This window comes from Microbacterium sp. NPDC057944, from assembly GCF_042887445.1.
GTDB classification, from domain to species: domain Bacteria; phylum Actinomycetota; class Actinomycetes; order Actinomycetales; family Microbacteriaceae; genus Microbacterium; species Microbacterium natoriense.
In genome coordinates, this window is sequence record NZ_JBHVPJ010000002.1 from 562,097 (window position 1) to 580,849 (window position 18,753).

Sequence of the window (18,753 nt, forward strand, 5' to 3'; positions counted from 1 at the left end):
CCGCAAGCGGAGAGCAGGAGGATCAGAGCCGCGGCGAGACCCGCGACCGCCGCTCTCGGAACGGATGAGGCCGGTCGTCGTAGCACGACTCCGAGTCTACGGGCCGACCCCACCGATCTTGAGCATCCGCCGAGAGATCCGTCACGCTCCACTCAGAACGGCACCGACGCCCCGACAGTCATCGTGTCAGAGCCGTCCTGAGCGTCCCACTCCCCGCCATCGGTGACGGAGTCACCGTCCGGCATCGACTCCGTCGGCGGTGCGAGCGCGCCGCGCGTGGCTGCGGCGGCGGGGAGATCGCGTGCGCGCTCGGCCGAGGCCGCCCGTGACGCGGAGAGGAAGGCGCTGGTCCCCCACCGCAGATCGTGACCGATCGACTCCGCATCGATGTCGACGCTCGTTCCCTGCTTGCCGTTGGCCTCCCAGGCGCGGATCTTCAACCTGCCCGTCACGATCACGCTGTCCCCGGTCCTCAGCGAGGCTTTGACGTGCTCGCCCAGCTGACGGAACGCCGCGATGGAGTACCAGTTGGTACCGGCATCCACCCAGGTCTGCGTCGCCTGGTCGAATCTCCTGTGCGTGGTCGCGAGGCGGAAGTTCGTCACGGGGATCCCCGTCGTGGTCCGGCTGTGAGTCGGGTCTGTCGCGACCTTTCCCATGACGGTCAGCGTGTCGGTCATCGTCGTCTCCTCTGTACGCCGGGTCGAATCGCCCGGATCGCTCCAGAGTGCGCTCTCCTCCGCCCTGACGGACACCGGAAACCCAGTAACCGTGGAGAACCCGAGCAGTGCACATTCATGTGCAGGAGAACTCGGCTCGTGCGCGGGCCGCGCAGACCGGTGCCGCCGGCCCGAATGTCCGAGGTCGGTCATATGTTCGATTCAGGAAGGAGCCGACGATGTCGCACAACCTGATCACATCATTGCCAGAGGTGCCGTTCGCCACCCCTGCACTCGCGTCCCCCAGGGAGCATCTCGTGCGAGCCTCCGCGCATCTGTGGCGCGTGCAGGATCGCGCGGGGCGCGTGCTCGGCCACCTGAGGGTCATGCCCGACCCTCTCGGTATGCGCTATCGCGCCGAGCGGCTGCACCTCGCAACCGGGTCGTTCCGACTCGTCGGCGACTTCTGGCGTGCCGACGATGCGGTCGCCGCTCTCCGGAACGGATGAGGATCGTTGCGCCCCCGGCAGGATTCGAACCTGCGACCAAGAGATTAGAAGGCTCCTGCTCTATCCCCTGAGCTACGGAGGCGTATGCACCTACCGTACCGCGCCGGACGGGCGATGTCGGTGCCGTCGATAGGATGACGTCATGGTATCTGCTTCCGAGAACGACCGACTCGTCTGGATCGATTGCGAGATGACGGGACTCGATCTCTCGGTGGACGAACTCGTCGAGATCGCCGTCGTCATCACGGATTTCGAGCTTCAGCCGGTGGACCCCGGCTTCCAGATCGTGATCCGGCCGAGCGAGGCGGCACTGGCGAACATGAACGATTTCGTCACGAAGATGCATGAGACCTCTGGTCTGATCGACGAGATCCCTCTGGGCGTTCCCCTCGCCGAGGCCGAGGCGCAGACGCTCGCGTACATCCGCCGGTTCGTCCCGCAGGAGCGGAAGGCGCCGCTCGCCGGCAACACCATCGGCACCGACCGGATGTTCCTCGCGAAGTACATGCCGCAGATCGACCAGTGGCTGCACTACCGCAACGTGGACGTCTCGAGCATCAAAGAGCTCTCCCGCCGTTGGTACCCGCGGGTGTTCTTCCACGCTCCGTCCAAGGACGGCGGGCACCGGGCCCTGGCCGACATCCTCGAGTCGATCCGCGAGCTCCAGTACTACCGCGAAGCGGTGTTCATCGACGAACCAGGACCCACCAGCGACGAGGCTCGCGACATCGCGAGCGACGTCGTGTCAAAGTTCGCTCCCAACATGTAATACACTCGAGTGGTTGCCTGCTACGGCGGGCACATGGTGGGTATAGCTCAGCTGGTAGAGCGCTGGCTTGTGGTGCCGGATGTCGCGGGTTCGAGTCCCGTTACTCACCCCACGCGCGAAGGCCCCGGTTCATAGAGCCGGGGCCTTCGCCATTCCCGCTCCCTGTTCGACGCTCAGTTGATGATCTCGGCCTGGTCGTCGGCGCGGATGGCCGCCAGACGCTCGCGCCACATCTGCAGCGCATCCGGGGTCAGTCGCGTCCACTCGGTCACCTCACGCACGACACGCAACGGAGATGTGCTGCGGAAGGAGCGCGTCGGGTTGCCCGGGAACTTCTTGTCGGTGACGTTCGGGTCGTTCTCGAACTCCCCCGTCGGCTCGACCTCGTACACCCGCGGCCTGCCGTCGCCCAGTTCCCCCGCGATCTCCGCGGCCAGTCCCGCTCCGTCGCGCAGGGCCGTGAAGTAGACGTGGTTCATCACGATCTCCGGTCGATAGTTCGACCGGAACCCTGCGGTGAGCAGGTCTCCGACCCGCAGATCTGCGGTCGTGCCATGGAAGAAGGGACCGTCGTCCAGGTTCGCGCTCATCGGGTCAGCCTACCGATTCCGCGTGTTTCGGAATACCCACCGGGGGTATAGGGGTTGAACCAAGCATGAACAGTCACGAGCATGTCGCGCAGGGACATACGCATCACTCGACTCCGCAGTCCCCGGACGACCACGGTTCCCACACGCATCGCCACGAGCAGAGCCACACGCCCGACGACGACACGCACGCTCACGGCGACCAGCACGCTCACGGAGGCCACGACTCCCACGCCGGTCACACCGGTCACACGGAGCGCTTCCGACGCCTGTTCTGGGTGATGCTCGTCGTCGCGGCGCCGGTCGTCGCGACCTCCCCCATGTTCGCGATGATCCTCGGCTACGAAATCGACGGCTGGGCACGCTGGATCGCCCCACTCCTCGGCACGGTGATGTTCGTATGGGGCGGCGCCCCCTTCCTCAACGGCGCAGTCTCCGAGCTGAAGGCGCGGAAACCCGGCATGATGCTGCTCATCGCGCTCGCGATCAGCGTCGCCTTCCTCGCGTCCTGGGGCGCGAGCCTCGGCCTCCTGCACCACGAACTCGAGTTCTGGTGGGAGCTCGCCCTCCTTATCGTCATCATGCTGCTCGGCCACTGGCTCGAGATGCGGTCTCTCGCTCAGACGACGTCGGCGCTCGACTCGCTCGCGGCTCTCCTCCCCGACGAAGCGGAGCGTGCCGACGGCGACCTCATCGTGAAGGTCTCCCCCGCACACCTGCGCCTCGACGACATCGTGGTCGTCCGTCCTGGCGGACGCCTCCCGGCCGACGGAATCATCGTGCAGGGTTCGGCCAGCATCGATGAGTCGATGATCACGGGAGAGTCCAAGCCCGTGCGCCGTGAGGCGGGCGACCGTGTCGTGGCGGGCACCGTCGCGACGGACTCCGGGCTGCGGCTGCGAATCGATGCCGTGGGCGATGACACCGCCCTCGCCGGCATCCGCAGGCTCGTCGCCGATGCGCAGGCGTCGTCGTCACGTGCGCAGCGCATCGCCGATCGCGCCGCGGCCTGGCTGTTCTGGTTCGCGCTCGGAGCCGCGCTGATCACCGCGGTGGTCTGGACGGCCGTCGGCATGCCTGACGAGGCCGTCGTGCGAACCATCACCGTCCTCGTGATCGCCTGCCCCCACGCTCTGGGACTCGCCATCCCCCTCGTGGTGTCGATCGCCACGGAGCGGGCGGCGAAGGCGGGGGTCCTCGTGAAGGACCGGCTGGCACTCGAGACGATGCGCACGATCGACACGGTCCTGTTCGACAAGACCGGAACCCTCACGAAGGGCACTCCTGCCGTGACCGCAGTCGTGCCGTCCGGCGGCCTGTCCTCCGAGGAGGTGCTGGCTCTCGCCGCGGCCGCTGAGCGCGACTCGGAGCATCCCCTCGCCAAGGCCCTGGTCCGTGCCGCTGAGGATCGTGAGCTGGGTGTGCCCGCATCCACCGACTTCTCCTCGTCTCCCGCGATCGGCGTGAGCGCCAGAGTCGACGGACGCGTGGTCCAGGTGGGCGGTCCCCACCTGCTGGAGGAGCACGGCCTGTCCGAGCTTCCGGTCGCCGACGACTGGCGCACGGAAGGAGCGATCATCCTCCACGTACTCGTCGACCACCGGATCGTCGGCGCGCTGCGTCTCGCCGACGAGGTCCGCCCCGAGTCCCACCAGGCCGTGGGCGACCTGCACGCTCGCGGTGTGCAGGTCGTGATGATCACGGGCGATGCGCAGGCGGTCGCCGACCACGTCGCGGCCGAGCTCGGCATCGATCGGGTGTATGCGGGCGTCCGTCCGGAAGACAAGGCCAAGATCGTTCGGGCACTGCAGCAGGAAGGGCGGCGCGTGGCGATGGTCGGCGACGGCGTGAACGATGCTCCCGCACTCACCCAGGCCGACGTCGGTCTGGCCATCGGCGCAGGCACCGACGTCGCCATCGCCTCGGCGGGCGTGATCCTGGCGGGCAGCGACCCGCGCGCCGTGAAGTCCGTCATCGACCTGTCCGCGGCGAGCTACCGCAAGATGACGCAGAACCTGTGGTGGGCCGCCGGATACAACCTGATCTCGGTGCCGTTGGCCGCGGGCGTCCTCGCCCCGGTGGGATTCGTCCTGCCGATGTCGGTGGGCGCGGTGCTGATGTCGCTCTCGACCATCGTGGTCGCTCTGAACGCCCAGCTCCTCCGGCGCATAGACCTGCAGCCGTCGCGGTGAGCGGAGCGCGGCGGGCGGCGAGCCCTAGAATGACGACGTGTCTGTCGCGCTCTGGGTCTCGCTGCTCACCGCATGCATCGTGATCAGCTTCACCCCCGGCGCCGGCGCGATCAACACGATGTCGAACTCCCTCAGCCAAGGCTGGCGGCGATCGATCTGGGGCATCATCGGGCAGCAGATCGCCCTCATCATCCATGTGGTGATCGTCGCAGCGGGCGTCGGCCTCATCGTCTCCCGCTCGGAGATCCTCTTCAACGTCATCCGCTACGCGGGCGCCGCCTACCTCGTGTATCTCGGCATCCGGCTCATCCTGACGAAGCCGACGATCGCCTCCGAGGATGAGGCCGCGCTCGCCGAGGTCCCCCGCGAAGGCCGCTGGTCGATGATCCGTCGCGGCCTCTGGGTCAATCTGCTGAACCCGAAGGCCATCGTCTTCTTCCTCGCCTTCATCCCGCAGTTCGTCCGTCTCGACCAGCCCCAGCTCCCCCAGTACCTGACGATCATCACGACGTCGATCGTCGTCGACGTGATCGTCATGTGGGGCTTCTTCGCCGCGGCGGCCCGTCCGTTCCGGCGGCTCACGCGGTCCGCGAGAGGTCAGCGCGTGCTCAACACCGTCTTCGGCGTGCTCTTCATCGCGGTCGCTGCACTTCTGGTGCTGTTGCACTGAGGTCGCTGACATAGACTCGCGCTGTGTCTACCCGGGTGCTCGTCGTCGATGACGAACCGCTGCTGGCCGGCCTCGTGGCACGGCATCTCCAGCGTGAAGGGTACGAGACGGAGACGGCCGCCGACGGCATCGCCGCCCTCTCCGCGGCCTCGACCCGGAGTTTCGATCTCGCGATCGTCGACGTGAACATGCCGGGAATGACCGGATTCGAGCTGTGCCGACGTCTGAAGCAGCACGACGAGCAGATCAAAGTCCTCATGCTGACGGCGCGCAACGCGATCGACGACCGCGTGCACGGCCTCGATTCCGGCGCCGACGACTACCTGATCAAGCCGTTCGACTTCGCCGAGCTGTTCGCGAGACTCCGCGTGCTGACCCGCCGCGACGCCTCCCTCCGGCTCCGCCTCACGGCCGGCGATCTCACGCTCGCCGTCGACCGCGGGACGGTCGCCGTGGGTGGCGAGGAAGTGCTCCTGAGCAGACGCGAGTTCGACCTGCTGAAGACCCTGGTCCAGCGGCTCGGGTCAACGGTGGCTCGATCAGAGTTGCTCGCGGAGGTCTGGGGCTCAGAGCACTTCCAATCGAATGTGGTCGATCAGTACGTGGGCTATGTGCGTCGGAAGCTGGAGGCCGCGGGGTCCGGTGCGCAGATCGTGACCGAGCGCGGAGTCGGTTTCCGTCTGCTCGCCGAGGACGATCGATGAGACGCCGTCTCTCCCTGCGCGCCAGGGTCACGATCGGCTCGACCGTCGCCGCGGTGCTCGTGCTCGCCATCGCCTCGGCCATCGTGTTCGCGCAGTTGACGGGCATCGTCGAGCAGAAGGAGAAGGCGGTCCTCCATGGGATCACCGAGGTCTACCGCGGCGTGATCCAGGACAATCCGGATGCGCGTTTCGAGAAGCCCGGTGCGAACCAGCACGTCGCGATCGTCGCTCCGGACGGCGTCGAGCGGATGAACACGCTCCCCGAGGGCGTCGCGGACCGCGTCGCCGAGTTCATCGCCGACGGCCCCCGCCTGCACAGCGTCAGCACGCCGCAGGAGGGCTTCTACGTGTACGTAGACCCCGTGGAGACGGCAGACGGCACCTGGTACGTGCTCGCGACGCGGGACGCGGACATCGCCGACGACGTGCTCTCCGAGGTCATCCTCCTGCTGACCGGCATCCTGCTCGTCGGAGCGCTCGTATTCGCTCTCGGCTCGTGGTTCGTCACGGGCGCCGCGCTCCGCCCGGTGGAGAGGATGCGGCGCAGTGCGGAGTCCCTCGCCGTGTCGCGTCGCGGCGAGCTGCTTCCCGTCGGAGCATCGCGCGACGAGCTCGCCGATCTCGCCCGCACTCTGAACGACCTCCTCGAACGCATGCGTGCGGCCAGCGACCGGGAGCGCCAGATGGTATCCGACGCGAGCCACGAACTCCGCAACCCGCTCGCCGTCCTGCAGGCGCAGCTCCAGCTCGTGGACGGGTTCGATGCCGATGCCGACGCCGCCGTCCTCGACGACGCCCGCGCCACTCTCACTCGTCTGACGAGAACCGCCGATGCGCTTCTGCAGCTGTCACGGATCGACTCCGTCGACGGCACCGGTTCGGCCACCGTGTCTCAGCTGTCCTCGACCCTGACCGACAGCATCGACCGACTGCGTCTGCGCTCCTCGGAGCTCGGCCCTGAGCATGAGCTCGATCTCGACTTCCACGTCGTGGTCGATGCGGGTGCCGCTGTCGTCCCGATCTCTGCGGACGACTTCGGGAGGATCGTGGAGAACCTCGTCGACAACTCGATCGGCGCGGCGGACGGCCCGGTGAGCGTCACCGTCACCCTTACGCAGTCCCCCTCCGCGATCGAGCTCTCCGTGAGCGATGACGCGGGAGGATTCGCCCCCGACGTCGCACAGCGCGCCTTCGAGCGATTCGTGCGCGGAAGCGCACCGACCTACCCCGGAAGCGGCCTGGGCCTCGCGATCGTCGCCCGACTCGCCCAGAAGGCGGGAGGGGGTGCTCGCGTCGAGAATCGTCAGGGCGTCGGCGCGACCGTCGTCGTGACCTTCACGGCCTCCCGGGTCTGAATCCCGCGCTCCGCGAAGACCCACCAACGATACGCCGCGAAGCGGACGGCCGAGCCGGCGAGCAGGCCGATCACGTTCGCGGACACGTTGTCATCGACGGTCGTCGTGAGGTTCAGGAGATAGTGCGACACACCGAGGCACAGCAGCGAGACCCCGCTTCCGATGAGGCTGGCGATCAGGAACTCGACCGCTTCGCGCGCGGCATCCGCTCTGCGGCGATCCCGGAAGGTCCAGAGCCTGTTGCCGACCCAGTTCACGACGATCGCGAGGGCCGTGGACACGACCTTCGCGACCATCGGCCAGGCCGCGACCGGCATCGGATGCAGCAGGAGCAGGTTGAACACGGCGACGTCGACGATCAGCCCGACTCCGCCGACGGCGGCGAACTTCACGATCTGCACGGCCAGTCCCCCGAGACGTGGCCGACGGACCTCAGACACGGGCCACCTCCGCATGCGTCATGTCGACGCGGTCACCCTTGCCGAACCTCCTCTCGATGCCCCAGCGGGTGACCTGGCGCAGCGCTTCGAACACGATGCGACCCGACATCTTCGACTCGCCGTGCAGGCGGTCGTCGAAAGTGATGGGAACCTCCGCGATGCGGCATCCGGTGCGCACGGCACGGTCGAGCATCTCGATCTGGAAGCAGTAGCCCCGGCTCGTCACCTGTTCCGGTGCGATGCGACGGAGAGCCTCGGTGCGGAATGCGCGATAGCCGCCGGTGATGTCCTTGTTCGGAATACGGAGGAGGAGGCCGGCGTAGAGACTCCCTGCTCGAGAGAGGAGATACCGACCTGCGGACCAGCGCTCCACCGCGCCGCCGGCGGCCCAGCGCGATCCGATGACCACATCCGCCGAGTCCAGCGCGGAGAGCATCGCAGGGAGGTCCTCCGGGCGATGGGAGCCGTCGGCATCCGACTGGACGATCACCTCGTACCCGAGCGCGGCCGCCTCGGCGAAACCGGCGATGTATGCCGGGCCGAGGCCCTGCTTCTCCGCTCGATGCAGCACCCTCACCTGCGGCATGCGCGACGCGAGCAGGTCGGCCAGTTCCCCGGTGCCGTCGGGAGAGGCGTCATCGACGATGAGCACGTCGACGTCAGGCGCTCCCGCACGCAGCCGCCCGACGACCTCGGGAAGGGATTCGATCTCGTTGTACGTGGGCAGGACGACCACGGTGCGCTCGCTCATGATGGTGTTCCCTTCTGGAACTCGTAGACGACGGTGCGATTGATGTCTGTACGCGAGACCTCGGTGAATCCCGCCCGCTGGAGAGCTGCGACGTCCGCGTCGGCGGACCCGGTCGATCCGGTCTCCAGGAGCCACACGGTCCCGGCGGAGAGCTCAGGAGCGACGGACTCGACGGTGGCCAGGCGATCCCAGAGCCCGTCCGTGTCCTCTGCGGCGGTGATCAGCTGCGGATCGCTCATGCCCTGGAACGCCTCCGGGTACAGGCGGTAGACGAGCCTCGGTGCACGCGAGGGCCTGGTGCCCGTGCCGAACAGGACCGTGTCGCCCGGTCTCCCGATCGACGCGACCTGCGCGGCGGCGGCCCGGCCGTCGGCGCCGCCGTCCTTCGCATACACGCCGCGCTCGTGCACGAACTCGGGCGCGAGCAGGAGCGCTCCGAGGATGATCAGCGCTGCGGACGAGCCCAGGAGGCCCCGTCTGCCTGCCGCCCCACGCGCCAGATCGAGGATCGCCCAGACCCCTGAGGCGAGCAGCATCGCGACGGCTCCGAGGCTGAAGGAGAGATAGCGGGGGTTGTAGGTCGGAGAGATCAGGACGTCGATGAGCACCAGCACGATGCCGGGGGCGAGAAGCCAGACGATCACCGGGGCGGCGCCCTCCCTCCGCGGCCTCCGCAGCAGGACGGCGATGATGCCGATCAGGAGCACGGGGATCAGCAGCGCCGCCGCTCCGACGTGGCCGAACCACGGCGTCACGAACCAGCCCGTCGGCGTCATGTACCCACGGCGGGCGAGGAACTCCACCTGGCCCTTCTGCTGCTGGGCGCTCATCATGATCGGCAGCGCGAGGACGGCGGCGAGCACCATCGACACCAGCCAGCGGCGGAGAACCCGAGGATGGCTGGTCCACGCGCGGTCGACGAGGAGGACGGTGAGGTGCACCAGGGGCATGAGGAGCAGATAGAGGAAGAACGTGGCGCTCACGGCGACGGCGACGCCGTAGAGGATCCAGCCGCGCCGCCGGCCGTCTCGATCCACGAGCCGGACGAAGAGGATCGTGACCCACACGGCCGCGGCCGCCGCGATCGCGTACCCTCGCGTCTCGATGGCGAGAACCCCCGCCCGGGGGATCACCGCGATCAGGACGCCCGCGAGCACGCCGGTACGGCGATCGAACCAGCGCTCGCCCAGGACGACGACTCCGGCCGCGAGGACACCGATGCCGAGCGCGCTGAGCGCCCGCGTCGACCATTCTGTGCTGCCGAACACGCCGATCCACAGGTGGAGAAGCGAGTAGTAGAGACCGTGCACGGCATCCACCGTGCTCAGCTCGGCGACGAGGCTCGGCCATGAGCGCTCGGCCGACAGCACGCTGGCGGCCTCGTCTCCCCAGTAGGACGGCACCCCGGCGCCCAGATACGTGACGAGCGTGACGCCGACGCCGATCGCCAGCGACGCGCGCCACCGCGCACGGGGACCGCGGACGGCATCGCCGGTCCGCGGGACCTCATCTGCTGCGCGCTCCAGAACGACCATGCACCGAGCCTCCGCCCTGCGCTTCTCCATCCGCTCCGAAAAAGGGTCGCCGTTCGTGAGAGAACTCACATCCGCCTCCGGCCGAATAGGCTGGACGGGATGGAGATGGATGCGGACGCCTTCGAGGAGCTCGTGATCGACGAGCTCGATCGCCTGCCCGACGACATGGTCGACGGGCTCGACAACGTCGTGTTCGTCGTCGAGGACCGCCCTGAGGACGGCACCCTCGACCTTCTCGGGCTGTACGACGGACTCGCGATCACCGAGCGCGGCCAGTACGGCATGGGAGAGCTCCCGGATCGCATCGTCGTGTACCGCGAGCCGCATCTCGCCGAGTGCGACGACCTGGATGAGCTCCGCGACGAGGTGCACACGACCCTCGTCCACGAGATCGCGCACTTCTACGGCATCGATGACGAGCAGCTGCACGAGCTGGGGTGGGCATGAGCGCTCCTGCCGCCTCCCCCGAGCTCGATGAGCAGCTCGATCTGTCCGCGGCTCCGCTGGAGCCCTGGCAGGTCGTCGTCTGGAACGACCCCGTCAACCTGATGAGTTACGTCGTACGCGTCTTCCGCACGTACTTCGGCTACTCCCTCGACCGCGCCACCCAGCTCATGCTCGCCGTCCACCATGACGGGCACGCGATCGTCGCGACCGGGCCTCGCGAGACCATGGAGGTGCACGCGCAGGCGATGCACGACTTCGGGCTCTGGGCCACGGTCCGGAAGGCGCCCGCATGAGCGCGGCGACGGTGCGGATCAGCATGGCGCCGATCGAGGCGGTCCAGCTCGCGGAGATCATGGGCGAGTTCGCCGATCTGGTCGGCGGGCAGCGCGACCTCAGCGACCCCGCCGTCGCGCGGCTGACCCCGAGCGCCTACCCCGACGACGCGGATGCCGCTGACGAGTTCGCGGCGGCCACGCGAGACGACCTGCTCGACCGGCGCTCGGCGGACACCGCGACCGTCCGCGCCGCGCTGGAGCCGCTGCGCTCCGAGTTCGCCGATCTCACGGAGGAACAGGCGTTCGCCGAACACGATCTCGCCATCGAGGCGAGCGACGTCGACGCGTGGCTGCGGACGCTCACGGCTGTGAGGCTCGTCGTCGCCACCCGACTCGGCATCGTGGACGATGAGCATCACGACCCGGAGGACCGACGGTTCCACGTCTACGACTGGCTGGGCTACCGACTCGAGCTGCTCATCGAGGCCGCAGACGAGTCTCTCGACTGACCGACTAGGGAACGTCGATGATCCGCGTGGCCAGCTCGCGTGGAGCATCCCTCTCGATGTGCCGCGACTCCTGAGCCGCCCATCTCTCCCAGTACGGACGGTAGGTCTCGCCATCACGCGCGAGCGCCCTGGCCTTGCGACCGGTCTCGGCGGACTCCACCCACACGCGCACATCGGCGATCGCCGCGCTCGCCGCGGTGAGGATGCCGCTCCCCTCGATGATCAGCCCGAGTGCCGGGTTGACCGCGTAGCTCTCGGCCTCTGCGCCCCGCTCCCAGTCCCAGCGGTTCCAGGTGCTGTGGTATCCCCGCCCGTGCGGCCGCAGGATCCGTTCGAGCGCGCGTTCCGCGCCCGCGTCGAGGCCATCCCACCCCGGGTAGATGGAGTCCAGCGCGATCAGCTGGACCGGCCCCGCGACGGGCCAGCGCGACGCGACACGACGCGCAAGCGAGGTCTTGCCCGAGCCACTGCGGCCATCGATCAGGACGACGGGGTTCGCTGCCGCGAGGGCGCGGATGTCGGCCTCGATGAGCCCGGCCGCACGGTCGAGTGCAGCGGCTACCGGATCGTCACTTCTTGAGAGCACGGATGATGCGGGTGATCGCACGACCGGCGATCCAGACGAACGGACCGGCGACGACGAGGAGGGTGATGATGTTCGGCTCGAACCGGAGGCCCTCTTCGCGGCGGATGTAGACGCCGACGGGCACCGCGATGCCGCCGCCCGTTCCGCCCTCTCCCGCCTCGGCGCTGCCGCCGGCGAACCCGGTGACGGCCAGAGCGACGGGCGTGATGCTCGCGCCGTCGACATCCTGGGGCTCGCCGTACGCGCTCTTCACGCCGAACGAGGCGGCCTGCTTACCGAGTTCCAGTGCAATGTGGGGCATGTGTCCACGCTAGCCGACGCATCGGATGGATGGGCCTCAATCCAGGCCGTGATCCTTCGGATGCCGCGCGGCTCCTCGACCCTCTCCCCGTCCGATGTGGCGCGCGCGGGTGATGGTCGCCGTGCCGAACCTCGCGACGGCGTCGTCCATGGCGCCCTCGACCCTGCGCCAATCCTCATCGTCGTCCCATAGGCCGATGCCTCCGCCGCCCGCGGGGCGCAGCTTCTCGGCGCGGACCCCCACGAGACGGACCGGATCCCGACTCTCGATCTGCTCGAACAGCGTCTGCGCCGCCTCGCCGATGCGCTGACCGACCGCTGTCGGCTCCGCGAGGGTCTGCGATCTGCTCAGGGTGCGGAAGTCGTCGAAGCGCACCTTGATCGCCACCGTCCCGGTCTCCCACTCCGCGCGTCGCAGGCGAGCGGCGACACGGTCGGCGAGTCGGAGCAGCTCCGCGCGCAGGAACACGCGATCGGTCACGTCCGTCTCGAAGGTCTCCTCATGCCCGATGCTCTTCTCGATGCGCTCGGTCTCGACCATGCGCGCGTCTTCGCCCCGAGCGAGCTGCGCGAGACGGATGCCGAGCGCCGGCCCCACGGCACGGTCCAGCATGTCCTGCGAGCTCTCGCGGATGTCGCGGATGGTCCGGATGCCGCGCCCCTCCAGCGCCTCGGCCGCTTTCGGGCCCACACCCCACATCGCCCGGACCGGCCGCGGCGCGAGGAAGTCGAGGGTGTCGGCCGCGGCGACCACGAGCAGTCCGTCGGGCTTCGCCATCGTCGACGCCATCTTCGCGACGTGCTTGGTCGCGGCGACCCCGACGCTGCAGGTGATCCCCACCTCGTCCTGCACGCGTTCGCGCACGAGCTGCGCGATGCGAGCGGGACTCCCCCAGAGCCTTCTGACGCCGTGCACGTCGAGGAAGGCCTCGTCCACCGACAGCGGTTCGACCAGCGGTGTGAACGATTCGAAGATCGCCATCACCTGCTTCGACACCTCCTGGTACCGGTGGAAGTGCGGCAGGACGATGCGTGCGGACGGGCAGAGCCTGATCGCCTGCGACACGGGCATCGCGGCGCGGACGCCGTACCTGCGCGCTTCATAGGAGGCGCTGGAGACGACCGAACGTCCGTCCGGCGCCCCGATGATCAGCGGCAGACCGCGAAGACTCGGGTCGTCGAGAACCTCGACGCCTGCGTAGAACGCGTCCATGTCGACGTGGAGGATCCGCGTGCCCGCATCGTCGGCGCCGTCGGGCGAGACGATGCGCCCTCTGCCGTCGCCGTGTCCCATGAGTCCATTGTCTCCCGGGCCTCTGACATCGGGCCCGGGAGACGATGACGACTACTGCGCCGCGCGCTCCAGGACCAGTTCGCGCACGCGTGCGGCGTCGGCCTGGCCCTTCATGGCCTTCATGACCGCGCCGATCACGGCCCCGGCGGCCTGGACCTTGCCGTCCTTGATCTTGGCGAGGACGTCGGGCTGTGCGGCCAGTGCCTCGTCGATCGCGGCGATCAGCGCACCGTCGTCCGACACCACGGCGAGTCCGCGTCCGTCCACGACCTCCTGCGGGGTGCCTTCGCCGGCGATGACGCCCTCGAGCACCTGCCGGGCCAGCTTGTCGGTGAGCGTGCCCGCGTCGACCAGCTTCTGGAGCGCGGCGACGTTCTCCGGGCTGATCAGGTCGGACGCATCCTTCTCCTGTGCGTTCGCGAGGCGGGTGATCTCGCCCGTCCACCACTTGCGGGCGGTGGCGGGCGTCGCACCCGCGGCGATCGTCGCCTCGACGACCTCGAGCAGGCCGCCGTTGCGGACGTCCTGGAACTCCAGGTCCGTGAAGCCCCACTCCGCCATCAGCCGACGACGACGTGCCACCGGCTGCTCGGGGAGCGCGGCGCGCAGCTCCTCGATCAGTTCGGCGGCGGGCTCGACGGGCAGCAGATCGGGCTCCGGGAAGTAGCGGTAGTCGTCGGCGTCCGACTTGGGGCGGCCCGGCGAGGTCGTGCCGGTGTCCTCGTGCCAGTGACGTGTCTCCTGCGTGATCGTCCCGCCGTCGGCGAGGATCTGCGCCTGGCGCTGGATCTCGTAGCGGACCGCGCGCTCGACAGAGCGCATCGAGTTGACGTTCTTGGTCTCGGTGCGGGTGCCGAGCTTCTCCTGGCCGCGGGGGCGCAGCGAGACGTTCGCGTCGCAGCGGAGGTTGCCCCGCTCGAGCCGAGCCTCCGAGATGCCGAGGCTGCGGACGATGTCGCGGATGGTCTGGACGTACGCCTTGGCGACCTCCGGTGCACGGTGCTCGGCGCCGAAGATCGTCTTGGTGACGATCTCTACCAGCGGCACGCCCGCACGGTTGTAGTCGACGAGCGAGTACTCCGCGCCCTGGATGCGTCCAGTCGCGCCGCCCATGTGGGTCAGCTTGCCGGCGTCCTCCTCCATGTGCGCGCGCTCGATCGGGATCTGCACGATGGTCCCGTCCTCGAGCTCCACCTCGACGGACCCCTCGTACGCGATCGGCTCGTCGTACTGCGAGATCTGGTAGTTCTTGCCGAGGTCTGGGTAGAAGTAGTTCTTCCGCGCGAACCGGCTGGACTCGGCGATCGAGCAGCCGAGCGCGAGACCGAGGCTGATCGACGAGCGGATGGCCGTCTCGTTCACCACCGGGAGGGATCCGGGCAGGCCGAGGTCCACCGGCGCGATGAGCGTGTTCGGCTCGGCCGCGTGATAGGCCTCGTTCGCCGGGTTCGGCGCGTCCGAGAACATCTTCGTGTTGGTGTTGAGCTCGACATGCACCTCGAAGCCCAGTACCGGCTCGAACAGTTCCAGCGCCTTGTCGAAGTCCATGAGCTTGGCGGCGGCCATCAGCGGGTCCCTCCCACGAGCTGCGGTGCACGGCTGAGCAGCGGGGCACCCCACGAGTCGAGCAGCACGGCCTCGAGAGCCGCACCGACCTTGTACAGACGGGCGTCCTCACGCGCCGGAGCGATGAACTGGATGCCGACGGGCAGGCCGTCCTCGGCGGCGAGGCCGCTGGGGATCGAGATCCCGGGGACCCCGGCGAGGTTCACCGGGATCGTCGTGATGTCGTTGAGGTACATCTGCAGCGGGTCGTCGATCTTCTCGCCGAGCTTGAACGCCGTGGTCGGCGCCGACGGCGTGGCGATCACGTCGACCTCCGCGAAGGCGTTCGCGAAGTCCTGCTGGATGAGGGTGCGGACCTTCTGCGCGCTGCCGTAGTAGGCGTCGTAGTAGCCCGCCGACAGCGCGTAGGTGCCGAGGATGATGCGGCGCTTGACCTCGTCGCCGAAACCGGCATCACGGGTCGCGGACATCACGTCCTCGACCGTCGGGTTGCCCTCGGGGGTGACCCGCAGACCGAAGCGCACCGAGTCGAACTTCGCGAGGTTGCTCGATGCCTCCGCGGGAAGGATCAGGTAGTACGCGGCGACGCCGTACTCGAAGTGCGGGGCTCCGATCTCGACGATCTCGGCTCCCTGCGCCTCCATGAGCGCCAGCGACGCACGGAAGGACTCGGCGACACCCGTCTGGAAGCCGCTGTCCGGCAGCTCGCGGATGACACCCACCTTGAGACCCTTGAGCACGTCGCCCCTGGCTCCCTCACGAGCGGCTGCCGCGAAGGACGGCCACTGGTCACGCAGCGAGGTGGAGTCCTTGGGGTCGTGTCCGCCGATCGCATCGTGGAGCAGACCGGAGTCGAGCACCGTGCGGGACACGGGTCCGACCTGGTCGAGGCTCGACGCGAGTGCGATCGCACCGTAGCGGCTCACGCCGCCGTATGTGGGCTTCACTCCGACCGTGCCGGTGACGTGCGCCGGCTGTCGGATCGAGCCGCCGGTGTCCGAGCCCAGCGCCAGCGGGGCCTCGAAGGCGGCCACCGCAGCGGCGGAGCCTCCGCCGGAGCCGCCGGGGATGCGGTCGAGATCCCACGGGTTGCGCGTCGGGCCGTACGCCGAGTGCTCGGTCGACGAGCCCATGGCGAACTCGTCCATGTTCGTCTTGCCGAGTGGGATGAGGCCCGCTGCGCGAGAACGCGCGACGACGGTCGCGTCGTACGGGGACCGGTAGCCCTCGAGGATGCGCGAGCCGCTCGTGGTCGGCTGGTCGGTGGTGACCAGCACGTCCTTGATCGCGAGCGGCACGCCGGCGAGGGGGCCGAGGTCCTCCCCCGCGGCGCGGCGGGCGTCGAGCTCGGCGGCGGCGGCGAGAGCGCCCTCGTTCACATGCAGGAAAGCGTGCACATCGCCGTCCACGGCCGCGATGCGGTCCAGGTGCGCTTGCGTCGCCTCGACACTGGACACCTCGCGGGCGGCGAGCTTGTCGGCGAGCTCCGCCGCGGTCAGGCGGATGATGTCGCTCACTGCTCTTCTCCCAGGATCGCGGTCACACGGAAACGGCCGTCGGCCTCGTCGGGTGCGTTCTGGAGCACCTGCTCGTGCGTGAGGGTCTGCCCGACGACGTCGGGGCGGAAGACATTGCTCAGCGGGAACGGGTGGCTCGTCGCCACGACGTCGGCGGTGGCGACCTCCGACACCTTCGCGATGTTGTCGACGATGGCATCGAGCTGGCCCGTGAGCCGCGTCACCTCGTCGTCGTTCAGCTGGATGCGCGCGAGCACGCCGAGATGGCGCACAAGATCAGGGGTGATTTCAGACACGCCTCAAGTCTAGTCAGCGCACTCGCCGCTCCCGCGCCTGTCTGCGGCCCCGGCATATGCTGAGCACGTGAGCACGTTCCAGCCTCCTCGCCCGTGGGTCGCCAGCTACGCAGCCGGCGTCCCTGAAGACCTCGCTCCCGTCGAGGGTTCGCTGATCGACATCGTCGCGGCATCCGCCAGGGACTACCCGGATGCCCCGGCGCTGCAGTTCTTCGGCAGAGAGACGAGCTATGCGCAGCTGCAGGATGCGATCGACCGCGCCGCCGCGGGGCTGCGCGACCTCGGCGTCAAGGCCGGCGACCCTGTGGCGATCGTGCTTCCCAACTGCCCCCAGCACATCGTGGCGTTCTACGCCGTGCTCCGGCTGGGCGCGGTGGTCGTCGAGCACAACCCGCTGTACACGCCGCGGGAGCTGCGCAAGCAGTTCGAGGACCACGGCGCGAAGCACGCCATCGTCTGGAACAAGGTCGTCTCGACCGTGCAGGAGTTCCCGGCCGATCTGGCCGTCGCCAACCTGATCTCCGTCGACGTCACGCGGGCCATGCCGTTCCTCACGCGCGTCGCCCTGCGTCTGCCCGTCGCGAAGGCGCGCGAGTCCCGCGCGGCCCTCACGGAGAGCGTGCGCGGCACGATCACGTGGGACACAGTGGTCGGCTCCTCCCCGCTCCCGGCGTCGCATGCCAGGCCGCAGACCGACGACCTCGCGATCATCCAGTACACGTCCGGCACCACGGGCACCCCGAAGGGGGCTGCACTCACGCACCGGAACCTGCTGTCGAACGCGGCGCAGGCCCAGGCCTGGGTGCCGTCGATCCAGCGCGGCAAGGGCTGCGTCGTCTACGCCGTGCTCCCGATGTTCCACGCCTACGGTCTGACCCTGTGCCTCACCTTCGCGATGTCGATGGGCGCGCGCCTCGTGCTGTTCCCGAAGTTCGATCCCGACCTCGTGCTGGACGTCATGAAGAAGCATCCGGCGACGTTCCTCCCGCTCGTCCCGCCGATCGCGGACCGGCTGCTCTCTGCCGCGAACGCTCAGGGCGTCTCCCTGGAGGGCATCGAGGTCGCGATCTCCGGCGCGATGGCGCTGCCGCACGAGCTCGTCGTTCCTTTCGAGAAGGCGACGCACGGGTATCTGGTGGAGGGCTACGGACTGAGCGAGTGCTCCCCCGTGCTGATGGCGAACCCGGTCGCCGAGAACCGGGTCCCCGGAACCGTCGGACTGCCGCTCCCCGGCACGGAGTGCCGTGTCGTCGATCCCGAGAACCCGACGCAGGACGTGCCTGAGGGCTCGCCCGGCGAGTTGATCGTGCGCGGACCGCAGGTGTTCTCCGGCTACTACGGCAAGCCGGAGGAGACCGAGGCCGTGTTCATCGACGGCTGGTTCCGCACCGGCGACATCGTCACCGTGGACGACGCCGGCTTCATCCGCATCGTCGACCGTATCAAGGAGCTCATCATCACCGGCGGCTTCAACGTCGCGCCGACCGAGGTCGAGAACGCCCTCCGCCAGCATCCCGATGTGTCGGATGCCGCCGTCGTCGGCCTTCCGAGCGATCACTCCGGCGAGGAGGTTGTGGCCGCGATCGTCGTCGACGGAGCGAAAGACGTGGATGTCGAGGCCATCCGCGAGTTCGCCCGCGGCATCCTGACCCCGTACAAGGTGCCGCGCCGCATCTTCGTCGTCGACGAGCTGCCGAGATCGCTGATCGGCAAGGTCCTCCGCCGCCAGGTCAAGGAGAAGCTGCTGGCGCTGACCAGCGGTTCCTGACCGCGCGCCCAGGCGCGATGGGGT

At 68.7% G+C, this 18,753-nt stretch carries 21 protein-coding genes and 2 tRNA genes; 11 read left to right on the forward strand and 12 right to left on the reverse strand.

Translation table 11 applies throughout. The features are described 5' to 3' along the window. Nucleotides 1–152 precede the first annotated feature (152 nt). Nucleotides 153–680 (reverse strand): single-stranded DNA-binding protein, encoded by a 528-nt coding sequence (locus tag ACFVRO_RS12095; RefSeq protein WP_386952596.1) that lies wholly within the window; start codon nt 678–680, stop codon nt 153–155. Nucleotides 681–898: 218 nt separating this feature from the next. Here ACFVRO_RS12095 and ACFVRO_RS12100 point away from each other — a divergent pair, with 218 nt between their 5' ends. Continuing rightward, nucleotides 899–1,168 (forward strand): hypothetical protein, encoded by a 270-nt coding sequence (locus ACFVRO_RS12100; RefSeq protein WP_386952599.1) that lies wholly within the window; start codon nt 899–901, stop codon nt 1,166–1,168. Nucleotides 1,169–1,177: 9 nt separating this feature from the next. On the opposite strand, the gene ACFVRO_RS12105 is transcribed toward ACFVRO_RS12100, so the two are convergent. Continuing rightward, nucleotides 1,178–1,250: transfer RNA gene (locus ACFVRO_RS12105), tRNA-Arg, on the reverse strand. A gap of 60 nt (nt 1,251–1,310) precedes the next feature. On the opposite strand from ACFVRO_RS12105, the gene orn reads away from it, so the two are divergent. Beyond that, a complete protein-coding gene (orn, locus tag ACFVRO_RS12110) occupies nt 1,311–1,937 on the forward strand; it encodes an oligoribonuclease (RefSeq protein ID WP_341942209.1) in 627 nt (208 codons plus the stop codon). A 36-nt stretch (nt 1,938–1,973) separates the two neighbouring features. Further along, nucleotides 1,974–2,049, forward strand: a tRNA-His gene (locus ACFVRO_RS12115). A gap of 61 nt (nt 2,050–2,110) precedes the next feature. On the opposite strand, the gene arr is transcribed toward ACFVRO_RS12115, so the two are convergent. Then, nucleotides 2,111–2,527 carry an NAD(+)--rifampin ADP-ribosyltransferase gene (gene arr / locus ACFVRO_RS12120; protein ID WP_386952602.1) on the reverse strand — a complete coding sequence of 139 codons (417 nt, stop codon included), beginning with the start codon at nt 2,525–2,527 and terminating at the stop codon, nt 2,111–2,113. A 65-nt stretch (nt 2,528–2,592) separates the two neighbouring features. On the opposite strand from arr, the gene ACFVRO_RS12125 reads away from it, so the two are divergent. The 4 genes from ACFVRO_RS12125 to ACFVRO_RS12140 are packed head-to-tail and all read left to right on the forward strand — an operon-like array spanning nt 2,593 to nt 7,445. Continuing rightward, nucleotides 2,593–4,716 carry a heavy metal translocating P-type ATPase gene (locus ACFVRO_RS12125; protein ID WP_386952605.1) on the forward strand — a complete coding sequence of 708 codons (2,124 nt, stop codon included), beginning with the start codon at nt 2,593–2,595 and terminating at the stop codon, nt 4,714–4,716. Nucleotides 4,717–4,753: 37 nt separating this feature from the next. Continuing rightward, the gene (locus ACFVRO_RS12130; RefSeq protein WP_341942212.1) at nt 4,754–5,386 is read left to right on the forward strand and encodes a LysE family transporter; all 633 of its coding nucleotides are present in this window, start codon (nt 4,754–4,756) and stop codon (nt 5,384–5,386) included. A gap of 23 nt (nt 5,387–5,409) precedes the next feature. Then, nucleotides 5,410–6,090, forward strand: coding sequence for a response regulator transcription factor (locus tag ACFVRO_RS12135; RefSeq protein ID WP_105674945.1), 681 nt, complete (start codon nt 5,410–5,412; stop codon nt 6,088–6,090). Beyond that, complete coding sequence (locus ACFVRO_RS12140; RefSeq protein WP_386952608.1) at nt 6,087–7,445, forward strand: sensor histidine kinase; 1,359 nt, start codon at nt 6,087–6,089, stop codon at nt 7,443–7,445. The genes ACFVRO_RS12135 and ACFVRO_RS12140 overlap by 4 nt, the downstream gene beginning before the upstream one ends. On the opposite strand, the gene ACFVRO_RS12145 is transcribed toward ACFVRO_RS12140, so the two are convergent. Genes ACFVRO_RS12145 through ACFVRO_RS12155 form a run of 3 tightly spaced genes read right to left on the reverse strand, consistent with a single transcriptional unit; the run spans nt 7,394 to nt 10,171 of the window. Further along, on the reverse strand, nt 7,394–7,885 hold the full coding sequence (locus tag ACFVRO_RS12145; protein ID WP_386952611.1) for a GtrA family protein: 492 nt from the start codon (nt 7,883–7,885) through the stop codon (nt 7,394–7,396). The genes ACFVRO_RS12140 and ACFVRO_RS12145 overlap by 52 nt on opposite strands. Then, entirely contained in the window at nt 7,878–8,636 is a 759-nt protein-coding gene (locus ACFVRO_RS12150; protein WP_386952613.1) for a polyprenol monophosphomannose synthase, read from the reverse strand. The genes ACFVRO_RS12145 and ACFVRO_RS12150 overlap by 8 nt, the downstream gene beginning before the upstream one ends. Further along, on the reverse strand, nt 8,633–10,171 hold the full coding sequence (locus tag ACFVRO_RS12155) for a glycosyltransferase family 39 protein (protein WP_386952616.1): 1,539 nt from the start codon (nt 10,169–10,171) through the stop codon (nt 8,633–8,635). The genes ACFVRO_RS12150 and ACFVRO_RS12155 overlap by 4 nt, the downstream gene beginning before the upstream one ends. A gap of 99 nt (nt 10,172–10,270) precedes the next feature. Here ACFVRO_RS12155 and ACFVRO_RS12160 point away from each other — a divergent pair, with 99 nt between their 5' ends. The 3 genes from ACFVRO_RS12160 to ACFVRO_RS12170 are packed head-to-tail and all read left to right on the forward strand — an operon-like array spanning nt 10,271 to nt 11,402. Then, entirely contained in the window at nt 10,271–10,618 is a 348-nt protein-coding gene (locus ACFVRO_RS12160) for a metallopeptidase family protein (RefSeq protein WP_105674937.1), read from the forward strand. Next, the gene (clpS, locus tag ACFVRO_RS12165; RefSeq protein ID WP_223586456.1) at nt 10,615–10,911 is read left to right on the forward strand and encodes an ATP-dependent Clp protease adapter ClpS; all 297 of its coding nucleotides are present in this window, start codon (nt 10,615–10,617) and stop codon (nt 10,909–10,911) included. The genes ACFVRO_RS12160 and clpS overlap by 4 nt, the downstream gene beginning before the upstream one ends. Then, nucleotides 10,908–11,402 carry a DUF2017 family protein gene (locus tag ACFVRO_RS12170; protein ID WP_386952619.1) on the forward strand — a complete coding sequence of 165 codons (495 nt, stop codon included), beginning with the start codon at nt 10,908–10,910 and terminating at the stop codon, nt 11,400–11,402. Before clpS ends, ACFVRO_RS12170 begins: the two co-directional genes overlap by 4 nt. 4 nt (nt 11,403–11,406) lie before the next feature. Here the strand turns inward: ACFVRO_RS12170 and ACFVRO_RS12175 are convergent, their stop codons facing one another. Genes ACFVRO_RS12175 through gatC form a run of 6 tightly spaced genes read right to left on the reverse strand, consistent with a single transcriptional unit; the run spans nt 11,407 to nt 16,961 of the window. Beyond that, nucleotides 11,407–11,988 (reverse strand): hypothetical protein, encoded by a 582-nt coding sequence (locus ACFVRO_RS12175; protein ID WP_386952621.1) that lies wholly within the window; start codon nt 11,986–11,988, stop codon nt 11,407–11,409. After that, the gene (locus ACFVRO_RS12180; RefSeq protein ID WP_386952624.1) at nt 11,972–12,289 is read right to left on the reverse strand and encodes a hypothetical protein; all 318 of its coding nucleotides are present in this window, start codon (nt 12,287–12,289) and stop codon (nt 11,972–11,974) included. The genes ACFVRO_RS12175 and ACFVRO_RS12180 overlap by 17 nt, the downstream gene beginning before the upstream one ends. A 36-nt stretch (nt 12,290–12,325) precedes the next feature. Further along, a complete protein-coding gene (gene dinB / locus ACFVRO_RS12185; protein WP_386952627.1) occupies nt 12,326–13,582 on the reverse strand; it encodes a DNA polymerase IV in 1,257 nt (418 codons plus the stop codon). 51 nt (nt 13,583–13,633) lie between these two features. Continuing rightward, a complete protein-coding gene (gene gatB, locus ACFVRO_RS12190; protein ID WP_105674929.1) occupies nt 13,634–15,148 on the reverse strand; it encodes an Asp-tRNA(Asn)/Glu-tRNA(Gln) amidotransferase subunit GatB in 1,515 nt (504 codons plus the stop codon). Further along, complete coding sequence (gene gatA / locus ACFVRO_RS12195) at nt 15,148–16,665, reverse strand: Asp-tRNA(Asn)/Glu-tRNA(Gln) amidotransferase subunit GatA (RefSeq protein WP_105674927.1); 1,518 nt, start codon at nt 16,663–16,665, stop codon at nt 15,148–15,150. Before gatA ends, gatB begins: the two co-directional genes overlap by 1 nt. After that, entirely contained in the window at nt 16,662–16,961 is a 300-nt protein-coding gene (gene gatC, locus ACFVRO_RS12200) for an Asp-tRNA(Asn)/Glu-tRNA(Gln) amidotransferase subunit GatC (protein WP_386952630.1), read from the reverse strand. Before gatC ends, gatA begins: the two co-directional genes overlap by 4 nt. A gap of 67 nt (nt 16,962–17,028) precedes the next feature. On the opposite strand from gatC, the gene ACFVRO_RS12205 reads away from it, so the two are divergent. Beyond that, nucleotides 17,029–18,729, forward strand: a complete 1,701-nt coding sequence (locus ACFVRO_RS12205) for a long-chain-fatty-acid--CoA ligase (RefSeq protein ID WP_386952632.1) — start codon at nt 17,029–17,031, stop codon at nt 18,727–18,729. The last annotated feature ends 24 nt before the right edge of the window (nt 18,730–18,753 follow it).